Annotated in this window: 15 protein-coding genes; 10 read left to right on the top strand and 5 right to left on the bottom strand. The window is 70.8% G+C overall.

Annotation, left to right across the window (positions count from 1 at the left end; translation table 11 throughout):
• Positions 1-72 precede the first annotated feature (72 nt).
• Together KF708C_RS00985 and KF708C_RS00980 are read right to left on the bottom strand one after the other, a co-directional pair.
• The gene (locus KF708C_RS00985) at positions 73-651 is read right to left on the bottom strand and encodes a YqaA family protein (RefSeq protein WP_020205871.1); all 579 of its coding nucleotides are present in this window, start codon (positions 649-651) and stop codon (positions 73-75) included.
• A 183-nt stretch (positions 652-834) separates the two neighbouring features.
• On the bottom strand, positions 835-1,071 hold the full coding sequence (locus tag KF708C_RS00980) for a hypothetical protein (RefSeq protein WP_059410458.1): 237 nt from the start codon (positions 1,069-1,071) through the stop codon (positions 835-837).
• Here KF708C_RS00980 and KF708C_RS00975 point away from each other — a divergent pair.
• The 8 genes from KF708C_RS00975 to KF708C_RS00940 all read left to right on the top strand — a co-directional run bounded on the left by KF708C_RS00975 (position 1,070) and on the right by KF708C_RS00940 (position 9,374).
• A complete protein-coding gene (locus tag KF708C_RS00975; RefSeq protein WP_020205869.1) occupies positions 1,070-1,561 on the top strand; it encodes a (2Fe-2S)-binding protein in 492 nt (163 codons plus the stop codon). The genes KF708C_RS00980 and KF708C_RS00975 overlap by 2 nt on opposite strands.
• 11 nt (positions 1,562-1,572) lie before the next feature.
• On the top strand, positions 1,573-3,966 hold the full coding sequence (locus KF708C_RS00970) for a xanthine dehydrogenase family protein molybdopterin-binding subunit (protein ID WP_059410457.1): 2,394 nt from the start codon (positions 1,573-1,575) through the stop codon (positions 3,964-3,966).
• Between the two features lie 14 nt (positions 3,967-3,980).
• Entirely contained in the window at positions 3,981-4,781 is an 801-nt protein-coding gene (locus tag KF708C_RS00965; protein ID WP_059410456.1) for an FAD binding domain-containing protein, read from the top strand.
• A 213-nt stretch (positions 4,782-4,994) separates the two neighbouring features.
• The gene (locus KF708C_RS00960) at positions 4,995-5,888 is read left to right on the top strand and encodes an AAA family ATPase (protein ID WP_020205866.1); all 894 of its coding nucleotides are present in this window, start codon (positions 4,995-4,997) and stop codon (positions 5,886-5,888) included.
• Positions 5,889-5,891: 3 nt separating this feature from the next.
• Positions 5,892-7,181 carry a vWA domain-containing protein gene (locus KF708C_RS00955; RefSeq protein ID WP_059410455.1) on the top strand — a complete coding sequence of 430 codons (1,290 nt, stop codon included), beginning with the start codon at positions 5,892-5,894 and terminating at the stop codon, positions 7,179-7,181.
• Complete coding sequence (locus KF708C_RS00950) at positions 7,172-7,777, top strand: CoxG family protein (protein WP_059410454.1); 606 nt, start codon at positions 7,172-7,174, stop codon at positions 7,775-7,777. Before KF708C_RS00955 ends, KF708C_RS00950 begins: the two co-directional genes overlap by 10 nt.
• The gene (locus KF708C_RS00945; protein WP_059410453.1) at positions 7,750-8,778 is read left to right on the top strand and encodes an XdhC family protein; all 1,029 of its coding nucleotides are present in this window, start codon (positions 7,750-7,752) and stop codon (positions 8,776-8,778) included. Before KF708C_RS00950 ends, KF708C_RS00945 begins: the two co-directional genes overlap by 28 nt.
• Positions 8,775-9,374 (top strand): nucleotidyltransferase family protein, encoded by a 600-nt coding sequence (locus tag KF708C_RS00940; RefSeq protein ID WP_059410452.1) that lies wholly within the window; start codon positions 8,775-8,777, stop codon positions 9,372-9,374. The genes KF708C_RS00945 and KF708C_RS00940 overlap by 4 nt, the downstream gene beginning before the upstream one ends.
• A gap of 72 nt (positions 9,375-9,446) precedes the next feature.
• Here the strand turns inward: KF708C_RS00940 and otsA are convergent, their stop codons facing one another.
• From otsA to otsB, 3 genes are all read right to left on the bottom strand, one after another.
• Positions 9,447-10,838: an alpha,alpha-trehalose-phosphate synthase (UDP-forming) gene (gene otsA, locus KF708C_RS00935; protein ID WP_029044212.1), complete on the bottom strand. Its 1,392-nt coding sequence runs from the start codon at positions 10,836-10,838 to the stop codon at positions 9,447-9,449.
• Positions 10,839-10,878: 40 nt separating this feature from the next.
• Positions 10,879-12,636: a glycoside hydrolase family 15 protein gene (locus KF708C_RS00930; RefSeq protein WP_052166018.1), complete on the bottom strand. Its 1,758-nt coding sequence runs from the start codon at positions 12,634-12,636 to the stop codon at positions 10,879-10,881.
• A 97-nt stretch (positions 12,637-12,733) separates the two neighbouring features.
• Positions 12,734-13,585, bottom strand: a complete 852-nt coding sequence (gene otsB, locus KF708C_RS00925) for a trehalose-phosphatase (protein WP_059410451.1) — start codon at positions 13,583-13,585, stop codon at positions 12,734-12,736.
• Positions 13,586-13,834: 249 nt separating this feature from the next.
• On the opposite strand from otsB, the gene ilvA reads away from it, so the two are divergent.
• Positions 13,835-15,361, top strand: coding sequence for a threonine ammonia-lyase, biosynthetic (gene ilvA, locus KF708C_RS00920; protein ID WP_020205858.1), 1,527 nt, complete (start codon positions 13,835-13,837; stop codon positions 15,359-15,361).
• Positions 15,362-15,466: 105 nt separating this feature from the next.
• Positions 15,467-16,300, top strand: coding sequence for an NADPH-dependent 7-cyano-7-deazaguanine reductase QueF (gene queF, locus KF708C_RS00915; protein ID WP_059410450.1), 834 nt, complete (start codon positions 15,467-15,469; stop codon positions 16,298-16,300).
• Positions 16,301-16,422 lie beyond the last annotated feature (122 nt).

Here is a 16,422-nt window from a genome sequence, read left to right as displayed (position 1 = left end):
ATGCGGGAATGGAATACCCCCCTGGAACCCCCGCCGGGCCTCGCCTGGCGGCCGCCGCCCGGCCGGCGCGCGCTAGAACAGGCTGCGCAGGCCCGCACCAATACCGTGCCAGAAGCTGTCCGGCACCGTCAGCAGCGCGACGGTCATGGCAAGGTAGCGCAGAAACTTGCCGATCGCCATGTAAACCAGGCTGGGCCCGAACGGCAGCCGCAGCCACCCCGCTAAAGTGCACAAAGGATCACCAATGGCCGGCAGCCACGACGCCAGCAGGGTCGGCGGCCCGAGCCGGCGCATCCAGCGGAAATAGCGCTGGTCCAGCGCCGGCTTGCGCGCGTGGCGCGGATGGAGCCGGTGCCCGGCGTGCTCCTGCTCGTGCGCGCGCTGCTGGCGGCGCCTGCGGTAGCGCACCAGCGCCAGCTTGGCGGCGTAGCCGAGCCACCAGTCGATGGCGCCGCCGGCGGTGTTGCCGAGCGTGGCCACGGCGATGGCCGGCCAGAACATGTGCGGGTTGAGCTTGATGTAGCCGAACACCGCCGGCTCCGAACCGAGCGGCAGCAGCGTGGCCGACACCAGGCTGACCACGAAGATCGCCGGCAGCCCCACCTTGGGCAGGGCGATGGTGCCGAACAGCCAGTCGATGAAGCCTTCCATTGGCAAAAGTGGTCCTGTGGTTCCGCGCCGCCGCGCGGGCCGCCCCAGGGGGGCAACCCGCATGGCAGGCGCCGGTGATTTGTGATTAACTGTTAGAGCCGGCCGCGGGCAAACGTTCGCGCGCATGCGTTGTCTGCATGGGTCGTCCGCAGCGGTCGCCAGCAGCCGTCGTCCGCACGCATCTTACCGGCGGCGCGGATTGCGGCGAATCGCGACAGGCCGCATCGGCCGGCAGCCGCGGCGGACAGCGTCAACCAGCAGCGTCAACAGGCAGCCGCAGCACCGCAGTACCAACATCACGAAATAGCCGTCAGCAGCAACATCACCAAACGGCAGTAACGCGTCGTGGCCAGTCCCGCGCAGCATGTCGGGATTCGCGGCTCTGGTCATGCACGTGTCCACCCACATGGAGACAAGCATGGCGATTCCTATCCGCCTGACCGTCAACGGCCGCGCCGTCGAGGCCCAGGTAGAACCCAACACCCTTCTCGTCCAGTTCCTGCGCGACCAGCTTCGCCTCACCGGCACCCACGTCGGCTGCGACACCGCCCAGTGCGGCGCCTGCACCGTGCACCTGGACGGCCGCGCGGTCAAGTCGTGCAACCTGCTGGCGCTGCAGGCGGACGGCGCCCGCGTCACCACCATCGAGGGGCTGGCCCCCGAAGGCCAGCTCCACCCCATGCAGGAAGCCTTCCGCAACTGCCACGGCCTGCAGTGCGGCTTCTGCACGCCCGGCATGGTGATGAGCGCCACCGCCCTGGTCCAGGCCCGGCCCGGGGCCGACGCCGCCGCCATCCGCGAGCAGCTCGACGGCAACCTGTGCCGCTGCACCGGGTACCACAACATCGTGCGCGCCGTGCAGGAAGGCCAGGCCGCCATGCTTGGCGCCGCCACCGCCAGCGCCGAGTAAGGGGACCCGCCATGAACGCACCCGAACACCAGCACCTGATCGGCGCCCCGGTCAGGCGCAAGGAAGACTATCGCTTCCTGACCGGCAACGGCCAGTACACCGACGACATCGTGCTGCCGCAGCAAAGCTACGGCTACTTCGTGCGCTCGCCGCACGCGCACGCGCGCATCCGCGCCATCGACAAGGCCGAGGCGCTGGCCTCGCCCGGCGTGATCGCCGTCTTCACCGGCGACGACATCGCCGCCGACAAGGTCGGCGGCCTGCCGTGCGGCTGGCTGATCCACAGCATCGACGGCAGCCCGATGAAGGAGCCGCCGCACCCGGTGCTGGCGCAGGGCAAGGCCCGCCACGTGGGCGACCAGGTCGCGCTGGTGGTGGCCGAGACCCTGCAGCAGGCCAGGGACGCCGCCGAGAAGATCGAGGTCGACTACGAAGAACTGCCGGCCGTGGTCAACACCGCGCAGGCCGCCTGCGCCGCCACGCTGGTGCACGACGACGTGCCGGAGAACACCAGCTACGTGTGGGGCCACGGCGACCGCGCCGCCACCGACGCCGCGTTCGCGCGCGCCGCCCACGTGACCACGCTGGAGATCGTCAACAACCGCCTGATCCCCAACGCGATCGAGCCGCGCGCGGTCAATGCCAGCTACACGAAGCAGGACGACAGCTACACCGTCTACGTGGCCAACCAGAACCCGCACGTGGAACGCCTGCTGATGGGCGCCTTCGTGCTCGGCCTGCCCGAGTCGCGGCTGCGCATCATCGCGCCGGACGTGGGCGGCGGCTTCGGCTCCAAGATCTTCCTGTACGCCGAGGACGTGGCGCTGACCTGGGCCTCGAAGAAAGTCCGGCGCCCGATCAAGTGGACCGCCGAACGCTCGGAATCCTTCCTCACCGACGCGCACGGGCGCGACCACGTCACCAAGGCCGAACTGGCGCTCGACGCCGACGGCAGGTTCCTGGCGATGCGCGTGCACACGGTGGCCAACATGGGCGCCTACCTGTCCACGTTCTCCTCGAGCGTGCCCACCATCCTCTACGCCACGCTGCTGGCCGGACAATACGCCACGCCGGCGATCTACGCCGAGGTGCGCGCGGTGTTCACCAACACCGCGCCGGTGGACGCCTACCGCGGCGCCGGCCGCCCGGAGGCCACCTACGTGGTCGAGCGGCTGGTGGAGACCGCCGCGCGCGAACTGAAGATGGACCCCGCCGAGCTGCGCCGCAAGAACTTCATCCGCGACTTCCCCTACGCCACGCCGGTCGGCCTGACCTACGACACCGGCGACTACGAGCCGTGCCTGGCGCGCGCGCAGGAGCTCGCCGACGTGAAGGGCTTCCCGGCGCGGCGCGACGAGGCCAGGCAGCGCGGCAAGCTGCGCGGGCTGGGCTACTCGTGCTACATCGAGGCCTGCGGGCTGGCGCCGTCGAACATCGCCGGCGCGCTGGGCGCGCGCGCGGGGCTATTCGAGGTGGGCGAGATCCGCGTCCACCCGACCGGCACCGTGACCGTGTTCACCGGCTCGCACAGCCACGGCCAGGGCCACGAGACCACCTTCGCGCAGGTGGTGGCGGACCGCCTCGGCATCGCGCTCGACGCGGTGGAGGTCGTGCACGGCGACACCGGCCGCGTGCCGTTCGGCATGGGCACCTACGGCTCGCGCTCGCTGGCGGTGGGCGGCTCGGCCATCATGAAGGCGCTCGACAAGATCGAGGCCAAGGCCAAGAAGATCGCGGCCCACCTGCTGGAAGCGTCCGACGCCGACATCGAGTTCAAGGACGGCGTGTTCAGCGTGGCCGGCACCGACCGCAGCAAGACCTTCGGCGAGATCGCGCTGACCGCCTACGTGCCGCACAACTACCCGCTCGACAAGCTCGAGCCGGGCCTCAACGAGAACGCCTTCTACGACCCGACCAACTTCACCTACCCGTCCGGCGCCTACGTGTGCGAGGTGGAGGTGGACCCCGACACCGGCGAGAGCCAGGTGGTCAAGTTCACCGCCGTGGACGACTTCGGCAACATCATCAACCCGATGATCGTCGAAGGCCAGGTGCACGGCGGCATCGGCCAGGGCCTCGGGCAGGCCATGCTGGAGCAGTGCATCTACGACGACGACAGCGGCCAGTTGCTGACCGGCTCCTACATGGACTACGCCATGCCGCGCGCCGCCGACCTGCCGGACTTCACGGTGGAGACCGCCAAGGGCACGCCCTGCACGCACAACCCGCTCGGCGTGAAGGGCTGCGGCGAGGCCGGCGCGATCGGCTCGCCGCCGGCCTTCATCAACGCGCTGGTCGATGCGCTCGCGCCGCTGGGCGTGCGCGACATCCAGATGCCCGCCACCCCGCACCGCGTATGGCAGGCGATCCGGCAGGCGGACCACCACGCGCAAGGCGCCAACTGAACCGGAGGCAGACCATGTACGCATTCCATTTCGAACGCGCCGCGGATGCCAGGACCGCGGTGGCCGCGCTCAAGCGCGACCCCGACGCCAAGTTCCTCGGCGGCGGCCAGAGCCTGCTGGCCGCGATGAAGCTGCGGCTGGCGGCGCCGTCGGCGCTGATCGACGTGTCGCGCATCGCCGGCATGGCCGACATCCGCATGGACAACGGCGAGCTGGTGATCGGCGCGGCCGCGCGCCACGCCGACGTCGCCGCCAGCGCGGAAGTGGCCAGGGCGATTCCCGCGCTGGCCGCGCTGGCCGGCGGCATCGGCGACCGCCAGGTGCGCGCGATGGGCACGCTCGGCGGCTCGCTGGCCAACGACGACCCCGCCGCGTGCTACCCGGCCGCGGTGCTCGCGCTCGACGCCACGGTGGTGACCGACCGCCGCAACATCGCCGCCGACAACTTCTTCAAGGGCCTCTACGAGACGGCGCTGGAGCCCGACGAGCTGATCGCCGCCGTGCGCTTCCGCGTCCCCGGGCAGGCCGCCTACGTCAAGTTCCGCAACCCGGCCTCGCGCTTCGCGCTGGTCGGCGTGATGGTGGCGCGCTTCGGCAACGCGGTGCGCGTGGCCGTCACCGGCGCGGCCGACAGCGTGTTCCGCTGCGCGCCGCTGGAGCAGGCGCTGTCGGCCAGCTTCACGCCGGCAGCGGCGCGCGCGGTCACGGTGGACGCGGGCCGGCTGAACGCCGACCTGCATGCGTCGGCCGAGTACCGCGCGCACCTGATCCCGGTGCTGGCGGCGCGGGCGGTGGAGCAGGCCGGCGGCGGCTGAGGCCGCGCGGGCGCTTTCGCACTGGCGGGCGCCCGCCCTCTCCCCCGACCCCTCTCCCACAAGTGGGAGAGGGGAGCACGCCGACAGCAATGCAGGCACCGTCGGTATTCTCCCCTCTCCCGCACGCGGGAGAGCGGCTGGGGGAGAGGGCCAGCGCCTGCAGCACCACCAAGCCCACGCAAACCCACCGCCTCGCTCCGCGCCCCCAACACCATGCTCCCCACCTCCATCGACCACACCGCCGCCCTGCTGGAGGCGCAGCAATACTTCGCCGACCGCGAGACCGCCACCGTGCTCTACCTGGCGCTGCGCATGCAGCGCCCGCTGTTCCTCGAAGGCGAGCCCGGCGTGGGCAAGACCGCGCTGGCGCGCGCCATCGCCGGCGCGCTCGGCACGCGGCTGCTGCGCCTGCAATGCTACGAAGGGCTGGACGCGTCGAGCGCGCTCTACGAGTGGGACTACCCGCGCCAGATCATGGCGCTGCGCCTGGCCGAGGCGCGCGGCGAGCGGCCCGAGGCGCAGTCGCTCTACCACGACGATTTCCTGCTCAAGCGCCCGCTGCTCGAATCGCTGCTGCCCGACCCGGCCGCGCCCGGCATGCCGCGCGTGCTGCTGATCGACGAGATCGACCGCGCCGACGAGCCGTTCGAGGCCTTCCTGCTGGAAGTGCTGTCCGAATACCAGGTGTCGATTCCCGAGATCGGCGTGGTGCAGGCCGAACAGCCGCCGCTGATCGTGGTCACGTCCAACCGCACGCGCGAGGTGCACGACGCGCTCAAGCGGCGCTGCCTCTATCAATGGATGGGCTATCCGCAGCGCGAGCGCGAATTGCAGATCGTCGCCGCGCGCGCCCCCGAGGCCGCCGCCGCGCTGCAGCTCGCGGCCATCGGCTTCGTGCACGGGCTGCGCGGCATCGACCTGTTCAAGGCGCCCGGCATCGCCGAGGCCATCGACTGGTGCCGCGCGCTGGCCGCGCTCGGCGTGAGCGAGCTCGACCCGCAGTCGGTGCGCGACACGCTGGGCGTGCTGCTGAAATACCAGGACGACCTCGCCCGCGTGGACGGCCCCACCGTGGCCGAGCTGCTGGCCGGCGCGCCGGGAGGCTGAGCCATGCCGAGGCTGCACCCCGACGCCACGCCCGCCGGCACGCCCACCGCCGGCGCCCTGCCCATGCTGGCGCGCAATGTCGCGCACTTCGTGCGGCTGCTGCGCGACGCCGGTTTCGGCCTGTCGCCGGCGCACGCGGCGGATACGCTGGACGCGCTGCAATACGTCGACATCGGCCGGCGCGACGAAGTGCGCGCGGCGATGGCCGCGCTGATGGTCGGCGGCCCCGACCAGCGGCCCCTGTTCGACGCCGCCTTCGACCTGTTCTGGCGCGACCCCGACTGGGAAGGCAAGCTGCGCGCGCTGCTGCTGCCGCGCGTGGACGCGGGCACGCCGCCGCCGCGGCGCGGCAACCGCCTGGCCGACGCGCTGGCCGCGCGGCAGCCGCCCCGGGCCGCCCGGCGCGAAAAGGAGAACGAGGAAACCGGGGAACGCTTCGGCGCCCCGCTCACCTTCTCGGCGCAGGAGCGGCTCGCGCAGCGCGATTTCGAGACGCTCGGCGCCGAGGAATGGCGCGCGCTGCGGCACATGATCCGCGCGCGCCACGCGCGCCTGGCCACCGAGCGCACGCGCCGCCTGCGCGCCGCCGCCAGCGGGCCGCGCGCCGACCTGCGCGCCAGCGCCAGGCTCGCGGTGCGCCAGCAGGGCGAATGGCTGCGCTGGAAATTCCGCCGCCAGGCCGAGCGCCGCCCGCCGCTGGTGCTGCTGCTCGACATCTCCGGCTCGATGAGCCAGTACTCGCGCGCGGTGCTGTACTTCTGCCACGCGCTGATGCAGTCGCGCGAGCGGCTCTCGGTGTTCCTGTTCGGCACCCGCCTGACCAACATCACGCGCGCGCTGCGCGAGCGCGACCCGGACGAGGCGGTCGAGGCCATCGCCGGCCAGGTGCGCGACTGGGCCGGCGGCACCCGCATCGGCGCCGCGCTGGCCGCGTTCAACCGCCAGTGGGCGCGCCGCACGCTGTCCGGGCGCGCCACCGTGCTGCTGGTCACGGACGGCCTGGACCACGAGGACATCGGCCTGCTGGAGACCGAAATGGCGCGCCTGCGCCGCTTCGCCCACCGCATCCTGTGGCTCAACCCGCTGCTGCGCTACGCCGGCTTCACGCCGCGCGCGCGTGGCGTGCAGGCCATCCTGCCCCACGTGGACGCGCTGCGTCCGGCCCACAACCTGGACAACCTGTTCGCGCTCGAGGCGCTGCTGGCCGAGCCGCGCCACGCGCCGCCCGCCACGCACCCGTTGCAGACAAGACCCGGCAGACAAGACAAGGAGACCGCCCCATCATGGAAATGACACAGACCAGGCAATTGCCGGTGGCGCAGCAGGCCGCCTGGGCAGCCCTCAACGACACGGCCCTGCTCAAGCAGTGCATCCCGGGATGTGAGAGCATCGAGCCTGACGGCGACCTCGGCGACGCCTACCTGCTGGCGCTGACCGCGGCGGTCGGCCCGGTCAAGGCGCGCTTCAAGGGACGCATGGCCTTGCAGGACATCCAGGCGCCCGACAGCTACACCATCCAGTTCGACGGACAGGGCGGCGCGGCCGGCTTCGGCAAGGGCCGCGCGCACGTGACGCTGGCGCCCGAAGGCGAGCACACGCTGCTGACCTACACGGTCAACGCCCAGGTCGGCGGCAAGATCGCGCAGATCGGCTCGCGGCTGGTGGATGCGGCCGCGCGCAAGATGGCCGACGCCTTCTTCGACCGCTTCACGGCGGCGCTGGGCGGCGACCCGCAGGCGCAGGCAGAAGCCCAGGCGCAGGGGGAGACAACAACGGCGGACGATACCGCCACGGATGGGGCGCCAGCCGTCGACGGCGGCGCGCCCGGTGAACAGAACGGTGAATCGAAGCGGAAACGATCATGGACAGCGTGGATCTCGAAGTCCTGAAAAGCAGCGTGCGCTGGATGGCCGAAGGCCACCGCACGCTATTGGTGACGGTGGTCAGGACCTGGGGCTCGTCGCCCCGGCCCGAAGGCGCCATGCTGGCGGTGCGCGACGACGGCCTGGTGGTCGGTTCGGTCTCGGGCGGCTGCATCGAGGATGACCTCATCGACCGCGTGCGGCGCGAGGGCATCGCCGGCGCGCGCCCCGAGTCCGTCAAGTACGGCATCAGCGCCGAGGAAGCGCACCGCTTCGGCCTGCCCTGCGGCGGCACCATCGAACTGGTGACGGAGCCGCTCGGCCCCGCCAGCGGGCTGGCCGAGCTGCTAACCGCGGTGGAGGAAGGCCGGCTGGTGGCGCGCTCGCTGGACATGGCCAGCGGCCGCGCCACGCTCGGCCACGCCGAGGCCACCGACGGCCTTGCCTTCGACGGCCGCACGCTGCTCACCATCCACGGCCCGCGCTACCGCATGCTGGTGATCGGCGCCGGGCAGTTGTCGAAGTACCTGTGCCAGATCGCGGTCGGGCTGGGCTTCCAGGTCACGGTGTGCGACCCGCGCGAGGAATACACCGAGACCTGGGACATCCCCGGCGTGACGATGGTGCGCACCATGCCGGACGACACCGTGATGGAGATGAAGCTCGACGAGCGCAGCGCCGTGATCGCCCTCACCCACGACCCCAAGCTCGACGACCTCGCGCTGATGGAAGCGCTGCGCACGCGCGCGTTCTACGTGGGCGCGCTCGGCTCGCGCCGCAACAACCAGGCGCGCCGCGAGCGGCTCAAGGAATTCGACCTCAACGACCTGCAGCTCGCGCGCCTGCACGGCCCGGTCGGCATCTACATCGGCAGCCGCACGCCGCCGGAGATCGCCATCTCGATCCTGGCCGAGGTGGTGGCCGCCAAGAACCACGTCTCGCTGCCCGACATCCTCCAGGTCGAAGGCGCCAAGGCCGCGCGCGAGCTGGCCGCCGACCCGGCCAGCTCCTGCGGCGTCGACTCGTGAGCGGGGCGGCGCCCGATGCCGCCGGGCCGCCCACCGGCATCCTGCTGGCGGCCGGCTACGGCCGCCGCTTCGACGCCAGCGGCCGGCAGAACAAGCTGCTCGCCCGGCTGCCCGACGGCCACACCGTGGCCGGGCGCAGCGCGCGCACGCTGGCCGCCACGCTGCCCGGCGCGCTGGCCGTGATCCGCCCGGGCCACCCGGCGCTGGCGCACGAGCTGCGCGCGGCCGGCTGCCGCGTGCTCGAGGCCCCGGCCGCCGAGGCCGGCATGGGCGCCGCGCTGGCCGCGGCCATCGCCGCCACGCCGGCCGCGCGCGGCTGGGTGGTGGCGCTGGCCGACATGCCGTGGCTGTCCGCGGAGCTGATCCGCGCGGTGGCGCTGGCCGTCACCGCGCCCGGGGCCATCGCCGCGCCGTGGCGCGACGGCCGGCGCGGGCATCCGGTGGGGTTCGGCGCGGCCTGGCGCGCGGCGCTGCTCGCGCTCGACGGCGACGAAGGCGCGCGCGCGCTGCTGAAAAGCCAGCCGGTGATCCGCATCCCGACCGAAGACGAAGGCGCCTTCCGTGACGTGGACGTGGCCGGCGACCTGGCGGGCTGAGCGCCCGGCCGGCAGCCGCCGCGCCGGCGCCGCCCGGCCATCTCGTCGTCTCGTCGTCTCGTCGTCCCGCCGTCAGTTGCCGTCCGACTCCGAGAGCGTCCGCAGGTACTCGCGCCGCCACCAGTGCACGTCCTGCGCGCGGATGCGCTCGAGCAGCTTCTGGTGGCGCGACTGGCGCTCGGCCAGCGGCATGTGCAGCGCCTGCTGGATCGCCTGCGCGGTGGCGTTGATGTCGTAGGGATTGACCAGCAGCGCCTCGCGCAGCTGCTCGGCCGCGCCGGCGAAGCGCGACAGCACCAGCACACCGGGGTCGTCCGGGTCCTGCGCGGCGACGAACTCCTTGGCCACCAGGTTCATGCCGTCGCGCAGCGGCGTCACCAGCGCCACGCGGCACGCGCGGCACAGCCCCGGCAGGCGGCGGCGCGCGGTGGTGCGGTGGATGTAGCGCACCGGCATCCAGTCCAGCTCGCCGTACTCGCCGTTGATCGCGCCCGACAGCCCCTCCATCTCGCGCCGCAGGTCGGCGTAGGCGTCCACGGTCTCGCGCGAGGGCGCGGCGATCTGGATCAGCGTGGCGCTGCGGCGGTTCTCCGGGTACTGCGCCATCAGTTGCCGCACCGCCTTCAGGCGCTGCGGCAGGCCCTTGGAATAATCGAGGCGGTCGATGCCCAGCAGCAGCCGGCGCGTGGCGTACTGGCCGCGCATCATCTCGTAGGTCTCGCGCGATTCGTCGCCCCGGCCCAGCGCGGCGAATTCGTCCACGTCGATGCCGATCGGGAAGGCCTGCGCGCGCACGGTGCGGTGAAACGCGCGGAAGCGGTTGTCGCCCATCGGCTCGGCCTGCGCCTCGCGCTGCACGTAGCGCGAGAAATGCTCGAGGTCGAGCTGGCTCTGGAAGCCGATCAGGTCATAGGCGAACAGCGCGCGCATCAGCCACTCGTGCTGCGGGATCGCGGCCAGGATCAGCGGCGGCGGCAGCGGGATGTGCAGGAAGAAGCCGATGCGCTGGCCGCAGCCCATCGCGCGCAGCTCCGACGCCAGCGGAATCAGGTGGTAGTCGTGGATCCAGATCACGTCGTCGGGGCGCAGCAGCGGCGCGAGCTTGCGCGCGAACAGCTGGTTGACGCGGCGGTACACGTTGAGGTGGGCCGAATCGAAATCCGCCAGGTCGATGCGGTAGTGGAACACCGGCCACAGCACGCCGTTGCTGTAGCCCTGGTAATACGCGTCGTGGTCCTCGCGGCACAGGTCCACCGTGGCCAGCGTGACGTTGCCGGCCTGCTGGATGTGCAGCTCGCCCTCGCCCGGCGTGCCGCCCTGCGCGGTCTCCACGATCTTGCCGCTCCAGCCGAACCAGACGCCGCCGGTGGCCTTGAGCGCCTCGCCCAGCGCCACCGCCAGCCCGCCCGCGGCGATGTTGCGGGGGTCGGCCACGCGGTTGGATACCGCAACTAGTCTGCCCATGTCTTCCTTTGTGGTGCGGCGCCGCGGCCCGCCCGCCGGCTCAGATCACCGCGTCCCACGGTGCCGACAAGCGCGTGGCGCCATTGATCAGGCCCACCATCGAATACGTCTGCGGGAAATTGCCCCACATCTCGCCGGTGACGGGATGGGTGTCCTCGGACAGCAGGCCGAGCGGATTGCGCGCCGCCAGCATGGCCTCGAAGATCTCGCGCGCCTCCTCGCGGCGCCCCACGCGGGCGAGCGCGTCGATGCGCCAGAAGGTGCAGATGTTGAACGCCGTCTCGGGCTTGCCGAAATCGTCGGGCGCCTCGTAGCGGCGCATGTAGGGTCCGTCGCACAGCGAGGCTTCCATCGCCCGGAGTGTGGACATGAAGCGCTCGTCCTGCGGCGCGATGAAGCCGACCTCGGCCATCAGCAGCACGCTGGCGTCCAGCTCGCGCCCGCCGAAGCTCTCGGCGAACGCCTGGCGCTCCTCGCTCCACGACTCGCGCACGATGCGCTCCTTCATCACGTCCGCGTGCCGGCGCCAGTACGCCGCGCGGCCCGCCAGCTGCAGCGCGTCGCCGATCTTGGCCAGGCGGTCGCACGCGGCCCAGCTCATCAGCGCCGACGAGGTGTGCACGCGCGCGCGCGTGCGCAGCTCCCACATGCCGGCGTCGGGCGTGCCGAACACGCGCACCGCCTGCTCGCCCACGGTCTCCAGCACGCGGAACTCGGCCGCGCCGCCCCGGTGCAGCAGGCGGTGGTCGTGGAACGCCTGCGCCGCGCCCAGCACCACGTTGCCGTACACGTCGTGCTGGAAGTGCTCCTGCGCCTGGTTGCCCACGCGCACCGGCCCCATGCCGCGGTAGCCGGAGAGGTGATCGAGCACGCTCTCGGGCAGCTCCAGCTCCAGGCCGATGCCGTACAGCGGCTGGATGTGGCCGTCCTTGGACTGCATCACCACGTTGGACAGCCAGCGCAGGTAGTCCTCCATCGTGCCCACCTCGGACAGGCTGTTGAGCGCGCGGATCACGAAGAAGGCGTCGCGCAGCCAGCAGAAGCGGTAATCCCAGTTGCGGCCGCTGCCGGGCGCCTCCGGGATGCTGGTGGTCATGGCCGCGACGATGGCGCCGGTCTCCTCGAACAGCGACATCTTGAGCGTGATGGCGGCGCGGATCACCGCATCCTGCCATTCGCGCGGCACCGCCAGGCGGCGGCTCCACAGGCGCCAGTAGGCGGTGGTCTCCTGCTCGAAGTCGCGCGCGATCTCCTCCACCCCGCCCTGCAGCGTCTCGTCGGGGCCGAGGATGAAGTCGAGGCTGCGCGTGAGCAGGAAGGGCGTGCGCGACAGCACATAGGTCAGCGGCGCGTTGGTGGTCATGCGCAGCGTCATGCCGTCGCCGATGTAGCGCACGTGGCTGCTGCCGCGCGTGATCTCGGGCGCCACGCGGCCCCAGTCGAAGCGCGGCGCCACCGTCACCCGCACGCGCGGCGCGCCGCGCACCGGGCGGATGCGCCGGATCAGCGTGGTCGGCCGGAAATAGCGGCCCAGGCGGAAGAAGCGCGGCGCGAAATCGGTGATCTCCATGCAGTTGTTGTGGCGGTCCGTCAGCCGCGTGCGCAGCACCGCGGTGTTCGGCTCGTACCACTGCTGCGCTTCCTGGAAATCCTCGATCTCGATGGCGAAGTGGCCGGCGTTCTCGCCCGGGTCGAGCAGCGCGTTGAAGACCGGGTCGCCGTCGAAGCGCGGCAGGCAGCACCAGACGTAGCGGCCGCGCCCGTCGACCAGCGCGGAGATCGCGCAGTTGCCGATCATGCCCAGCGAGAGCGAGGGATCGGCATGGTGGCGGGTGGCGCCGGCGGCACGCGGCTGGCTGTCCTCGGTGGATGATTGGCTCACAGCGATTTCTCCCTCAAGGCGTCGTCGTGGATGTGGGGGCGGACTCGGCGGGTGGCGCGGACGGCGTAGGCGAAGCGTGCGAAGCGGGCGCTGTAGGCGCCGTGGGCGCCGTGGGCATATTGCCGGCCGCCGCCATGACTTCCAGCGCCTTGGCCGAGCGGTGCAGCCAGCAGCGCAGCGCCGCCGGCCCGGCCACGCTGACGGAGGCCGCGCTGGGCCGCTCGCCGACCAGCACGCCCAGGCCGCCGAGGCGGCGCACCACCGCGAAGCCGGCTTCGTCGGTGATGTCGTCGCCGGCGAACAGCGGCCGGCGCCGCGCGAACGGCGGGCCGCGCATGAAGGTGTCGATGGCGCCGCCCTTGTCGATGCCGGCCGGCTTGAGCTCCACCACCATCTTGCCGTGCAGGACCTCGATGCCCGGCGCGCCGGCGGCCAGGCGCGCGGCGAAGTCGCGCACCAGCCCCTCCAGCTCGGGCGCGGCGCGGTAATGGACCGCGACCGCGACGGACTTGCGCTCGAGCTGCAGCCCCGCGTGCGCCGCCACCAGCGCCTGCAGCGGCGGCAGCAGCAGCGGCACGCCCGGATCGGGCTCGCGCAGGCGGCGGCCGCCGGCGTCGCGCAGTTCCGCGCCGTGCACGCCGGCCGCGGGCAATTGCAGGGGCTTGAGGAAGTCGTCGAGCTCGGCGATGGGCCGCCCGGACACCAGCGCCACGGCGCCGTCCAGGTGGCGGTGCAGGGCGCGCAGGGTCCCCACCAGTTCCGGTTCGACCCGTACCAGGTCAGGGCGGGGCGCGAGGTCCGCCAGCGTACCGTCGAAATCCAGGAACAGCGCCGTGTCGGGTTCGATGAGAGGCAAGGGAGGCATTGCGCTACACCGTATCAGAGTGTTTTGACAGCGTCCACCGGGCGCCGTCCTACATGGTGCGCGGCCGCGCGGGCTGCACCACGCCGGCGCCTGCACCGCCGCGGTGCGGGCGCCGGGCACGTGCGCCAGCCTGCTCCCGGCGCGCTGCGCGGCCCGCGCTGCGCGCGCGCCGGGTGCCGGCGCGGGCATCGGGCGGCGCGCCATCCTTTATCATTGACGGTTTCGCCATCCCTGCCCTGGCTGTCCACGATGACCCGCAAAACCGATTACCTGAGAAAAATCCTGACCACCAAAGTGTATGACGTGGCGCAGGAAACCGATCTCACCTTTGCCCAGCAGTTGTCCGCGCGCACCGGCAACTCGGTGTGGTTCAAGCGCGAGGACACCCAGCCGGTGTTCTCGTTCAAGCTGCGCGGCGCCTACAACAAGATGGCCTCGCTCACGCCCGAGGAACTGCGGCGCGGCGTGATCGCCGCCTCGGCCGGCAACCATGCGCAGGGCGTGGCGCTGTCGGCGGCGCGCCTGCAATGCAAGGCGATCATCGCGATGCCCGTCACCACCCCGCAGGTGAAGATCGACGCGGTGCGCGAGCGCGGCGGCGAATGGGTGCAGATCGTGCTGCACGGCGACTCCTACAGCGACGCCTACAACCGCGCGGCGGAACTGGAGAAGAAGCACAAGCTGACCTTCATCCACCCGTTCGACGACCCCGACGTGATCGCCGGCCAGGGCACCATCGCGATGGAAATCCTGCGCCAGCACCCGGGCCCGCTGCACGCGGTGTTCGTGGCCATCGGCGGCGGCGGGCTGATCTCCGGCATCGCCTCGTACATCAAGGCGGTGCGCCCGGAGATCAAGGTGATCGGCGTGCAGACCGTGGATTCCGACGCGATGAAGCGCTCGGTGGACGCCGGCAAGCGCGTGGAACTCAAGGAAGTGGGCCTGTTCTCCGACGGCACCGCGGTCAAGCTGGTCGGCAAGGAAACCTTCCGCATCACGCGCGAGCTGGTCGACGAGATCGTGCTGGTGGACACCGACGCGATCTGCGCCGGCCTCAAGGACGTGTTCCAGGACACCCGCAGCATCCTCGAGCCGGCCGGCGCGCTGGCCGTGGCCGGCCTCAAGCTCTACGCCGAGCGCGAGAAGCTCAAGGGCCAGCACCTGGTGGCCATCGCCTGCGGCGCCAACATGAACTTCGACCGCCTGCGCTTCGTCGCCGAGCGCGCCGAGGTGGGCGAGGCGCGCGAAGCCGTGTTCGCGGTCAGCATCCCCGAGGAGCGCGGCAGCTTCCGCCGCTTCTGCGAACAGGTCGGCACGCGCAACGTGACCGAGTTCAACTACCGCATCGCCGACAACAGCACCGCGCACATCTTCGTCGGCGTGCAGATCAGCAGCCGCGCGGAAAACGAGAAGATCACCGCGGGCTTCCGCCGCCACGGCTTCGAGACGGTGGACCTGTCCAACAACGAACTGGCCAAGCAGCACATCCGCTACATGGTCGGCGGCCATTCGCCGCTCGCGCACGACGAACTGCTGTACCGCTTCGAGTTCCCCGAGCGCCCGGGCGCGCTGATGCGCTTCCTCTCCAGCATGAGCCCGAACTGGAATATCAGCCTGTTCCACTACCGCAACCAGGGCGGCGACACGTCCAACATCCTGGTCGGCATCCAGGTGCCCAAGAACGAGAAACGCGCGTTCCGCGCCTTCCTCGCCACGCTGGGCTACGTACACTGGGAAGAGACGGAGAATCCGGTGTACAAGCTGTTCCTGTCCTGATTTGCCGAAACGCCGGACCGCCCGGCCACCTGACCGATAGCCGAGGTCTTCCTCCCTCTCCCGCGCCGGCGGGAGAGGGAGAAAACCCACCGCCCCGGAGCCCCCATGAGCCTCCCCGAACACTCGCCGCTGGGCAAGCCCTCGGCCTACAAGACCGAATACGATCCCACGCTGCTGTTCCCGATCCCGCGCCAGCCCAAGCGCACCGAGATCGGCCTGGCCGAAGGCCGCGCCCTGCCCTTCTTCGGCGTGGACATCTGGAACGCCTACGAATTGTCGTGGCTGAACCTGAAAGGCAAGCCGCAGGTCGCGCTGGCCAGCTTCATCATTCCCGCCGACACGCCGAACATCGTCGAGTCCAAGTCGTTCAAGCTGTACCTGAACTCGTTCAACCAGAGCAAGATCGCCTCGCCCGAGGCCGTGCAGCAGCTGCTGCACCACGACCTCTCCGAAGCCACCGGCGGCACCGTGCAGGTCCGCCTGGTGAACGAGGCCGACCTCGGCAGCCAGAAGATGGGCGAACTCGACGGCATCCAGCTCGACCGCCTCGACATCGAGACCGACATCTACGAACCCGCGCCGCACCTGCTGCGCGCGAACCAGGACGAGCCGCCGGTCGAGGAAACGCTGGTGTCGCACCTGCTCAAGTCGAACTGCCTCGTCACCGGCCAGCCCGACTGGGGCAGCGTGCAGATCCGATATGTCGGCGCGCCGATCAACCAGGAAGGGCTGCTCAAGTATCTGATCTCGTTTCGCAACCATAACGAGTTTCATGAGCAGTGCGTGGAGAGGATTTTTGTTGATGTGATGCGGGAGTGCAGGCCGGTGAAGCTGGCGGTTTATGCGCGGTATACGCGGCGGGGGGGGCTTGATATTAATCCGTTTCGGACTAATTATAATACTCCGTGGCCGGATAATCGACGGAATGGTCGGCAGTAGATTTTTTTGATTGGGGGAGTTTTGGATTTCTTGGTAGTTTATACTCAGAGGCTTTGAATTCAATTGCTTAGCTTCGAAGTCAACTGCTTGACTTCAAAGTCAAAAGCCACTTCAAAGTCAAA

Origin of the sequence: Cupriavidus basilensis (assembly GCF_000876015.1) — a bacterium.
In the GTDB taxonomy this organism is placed as follows: Bacteria; Pseudomonadota; Gammaproteobacteria; order Burkholderiales; family Burkholderiaceae; genus Cupriavidus; species Cupriavidus basilensis_B.
This window is presented reverse-complemented; position numbering and strand designations above follow the sequence as displayed.

Excerpts from the sequence above, each read along its gene's own strand:
- KF708C_RS00945 (WP_059410453.1), top strand. The coding sequence starts at position 7,750 with ATGGACAGCGTGGATCTCGAAGTCCTGAAAAGCAGCGTGCGCTGGATG.
- otsB (WP_059410451.1), bottom strand. The coding sequence starts at position 13,585 with ATGCCTCCCTTGCCTCTCATCGAACCCGACACGGCGCTGTTCCTGGAT.
- KF708C_RS00985 (WP_020205871.1), bottom strand. The coding sequence starts at position 651 with ATGGAAGGCTTCATCGACTGGCTGTTCGGCACCATCGCCCTGCCCAAG.
- KF708C_RS00955 (WP_059410455.1), top strand. The coding sequence starts at position 5,892 with ATGCCGAGGCTGCACCCCGACGCCACGCCCGCCGGCACGCCCACCGCC.
- ilvA (WP_020205858.1), top strand. The coding sequence starts at position 13,835 with ATGACCCGCAAAACCGATTACCTGAGAAAAATCCTGACCACCAAAGTG.
- KF708C_RS00970 (WP_059410457.1), top strand. The coding sequence starts at position 1,573 with ATGAACGCACCCGAACACCAGCACCTGATCGGCGCCCCGGTCAGGCGC.
- queF (WP_059410450.1), top strand. The coding sequence starts at position 15,467 with ATGAGCCTCCCCGAACACTCGCCGCTGGGCAAGCCCTCGGCCTACAAG.
- KF708C_RS00950 (WP_059410454.1), top strand. The coding sequence starts at position 7,172 with ATGGAAATGACACAGACCAGGCAATTGCCGGTGGCGCAGCAGGCCGCC.
- KF708C_RS00960 (WP_020205866.1), top strand. The coding sequence starts at position 4,995 with ATGCTCCCCACCTCCATCGACCACACCGCCGCCCTGCTGGAGGCGCAG.
- otsA (WP_029044212.1), bottom strand. The coding sequence starts at position 10,838 with ATGGGCAGACTAGTTGCGGTATCCAACCGCGTGGCCGACCCCCGCAAC.
- KF708C_RS00975 (WP_020205869.1), top strand. The coding sequence starts at position 1,070 with ATGGCGATTCCTATCCGCCTGACCGTCAACGGCCGCGCCGTCGAGGCC.
- KF708C_RS00980 (WP_059410458.1), bottom strand. The coding sequence starts at position 1,071 with ATGCTTGTCTCCATGTGGGTGGACACGTGCATGACCAGAGCCGCGAAT.
- KF708C_RS00930 (WP_052166018.1), bottom strand. The coding sequence starts at position 12,636 with ATGATCGGCAACTGCGCGATCTCCGCGCTGGTCGACGGGCGCGGCCGC.
- KF708C_RS00965 (WP_059410456.1), top strand. The coding sequence starts at position 3,981 with ATGTACGCATTCCATTTCGAACGCGCCGCGGATGCCAGGACCGCGGTG.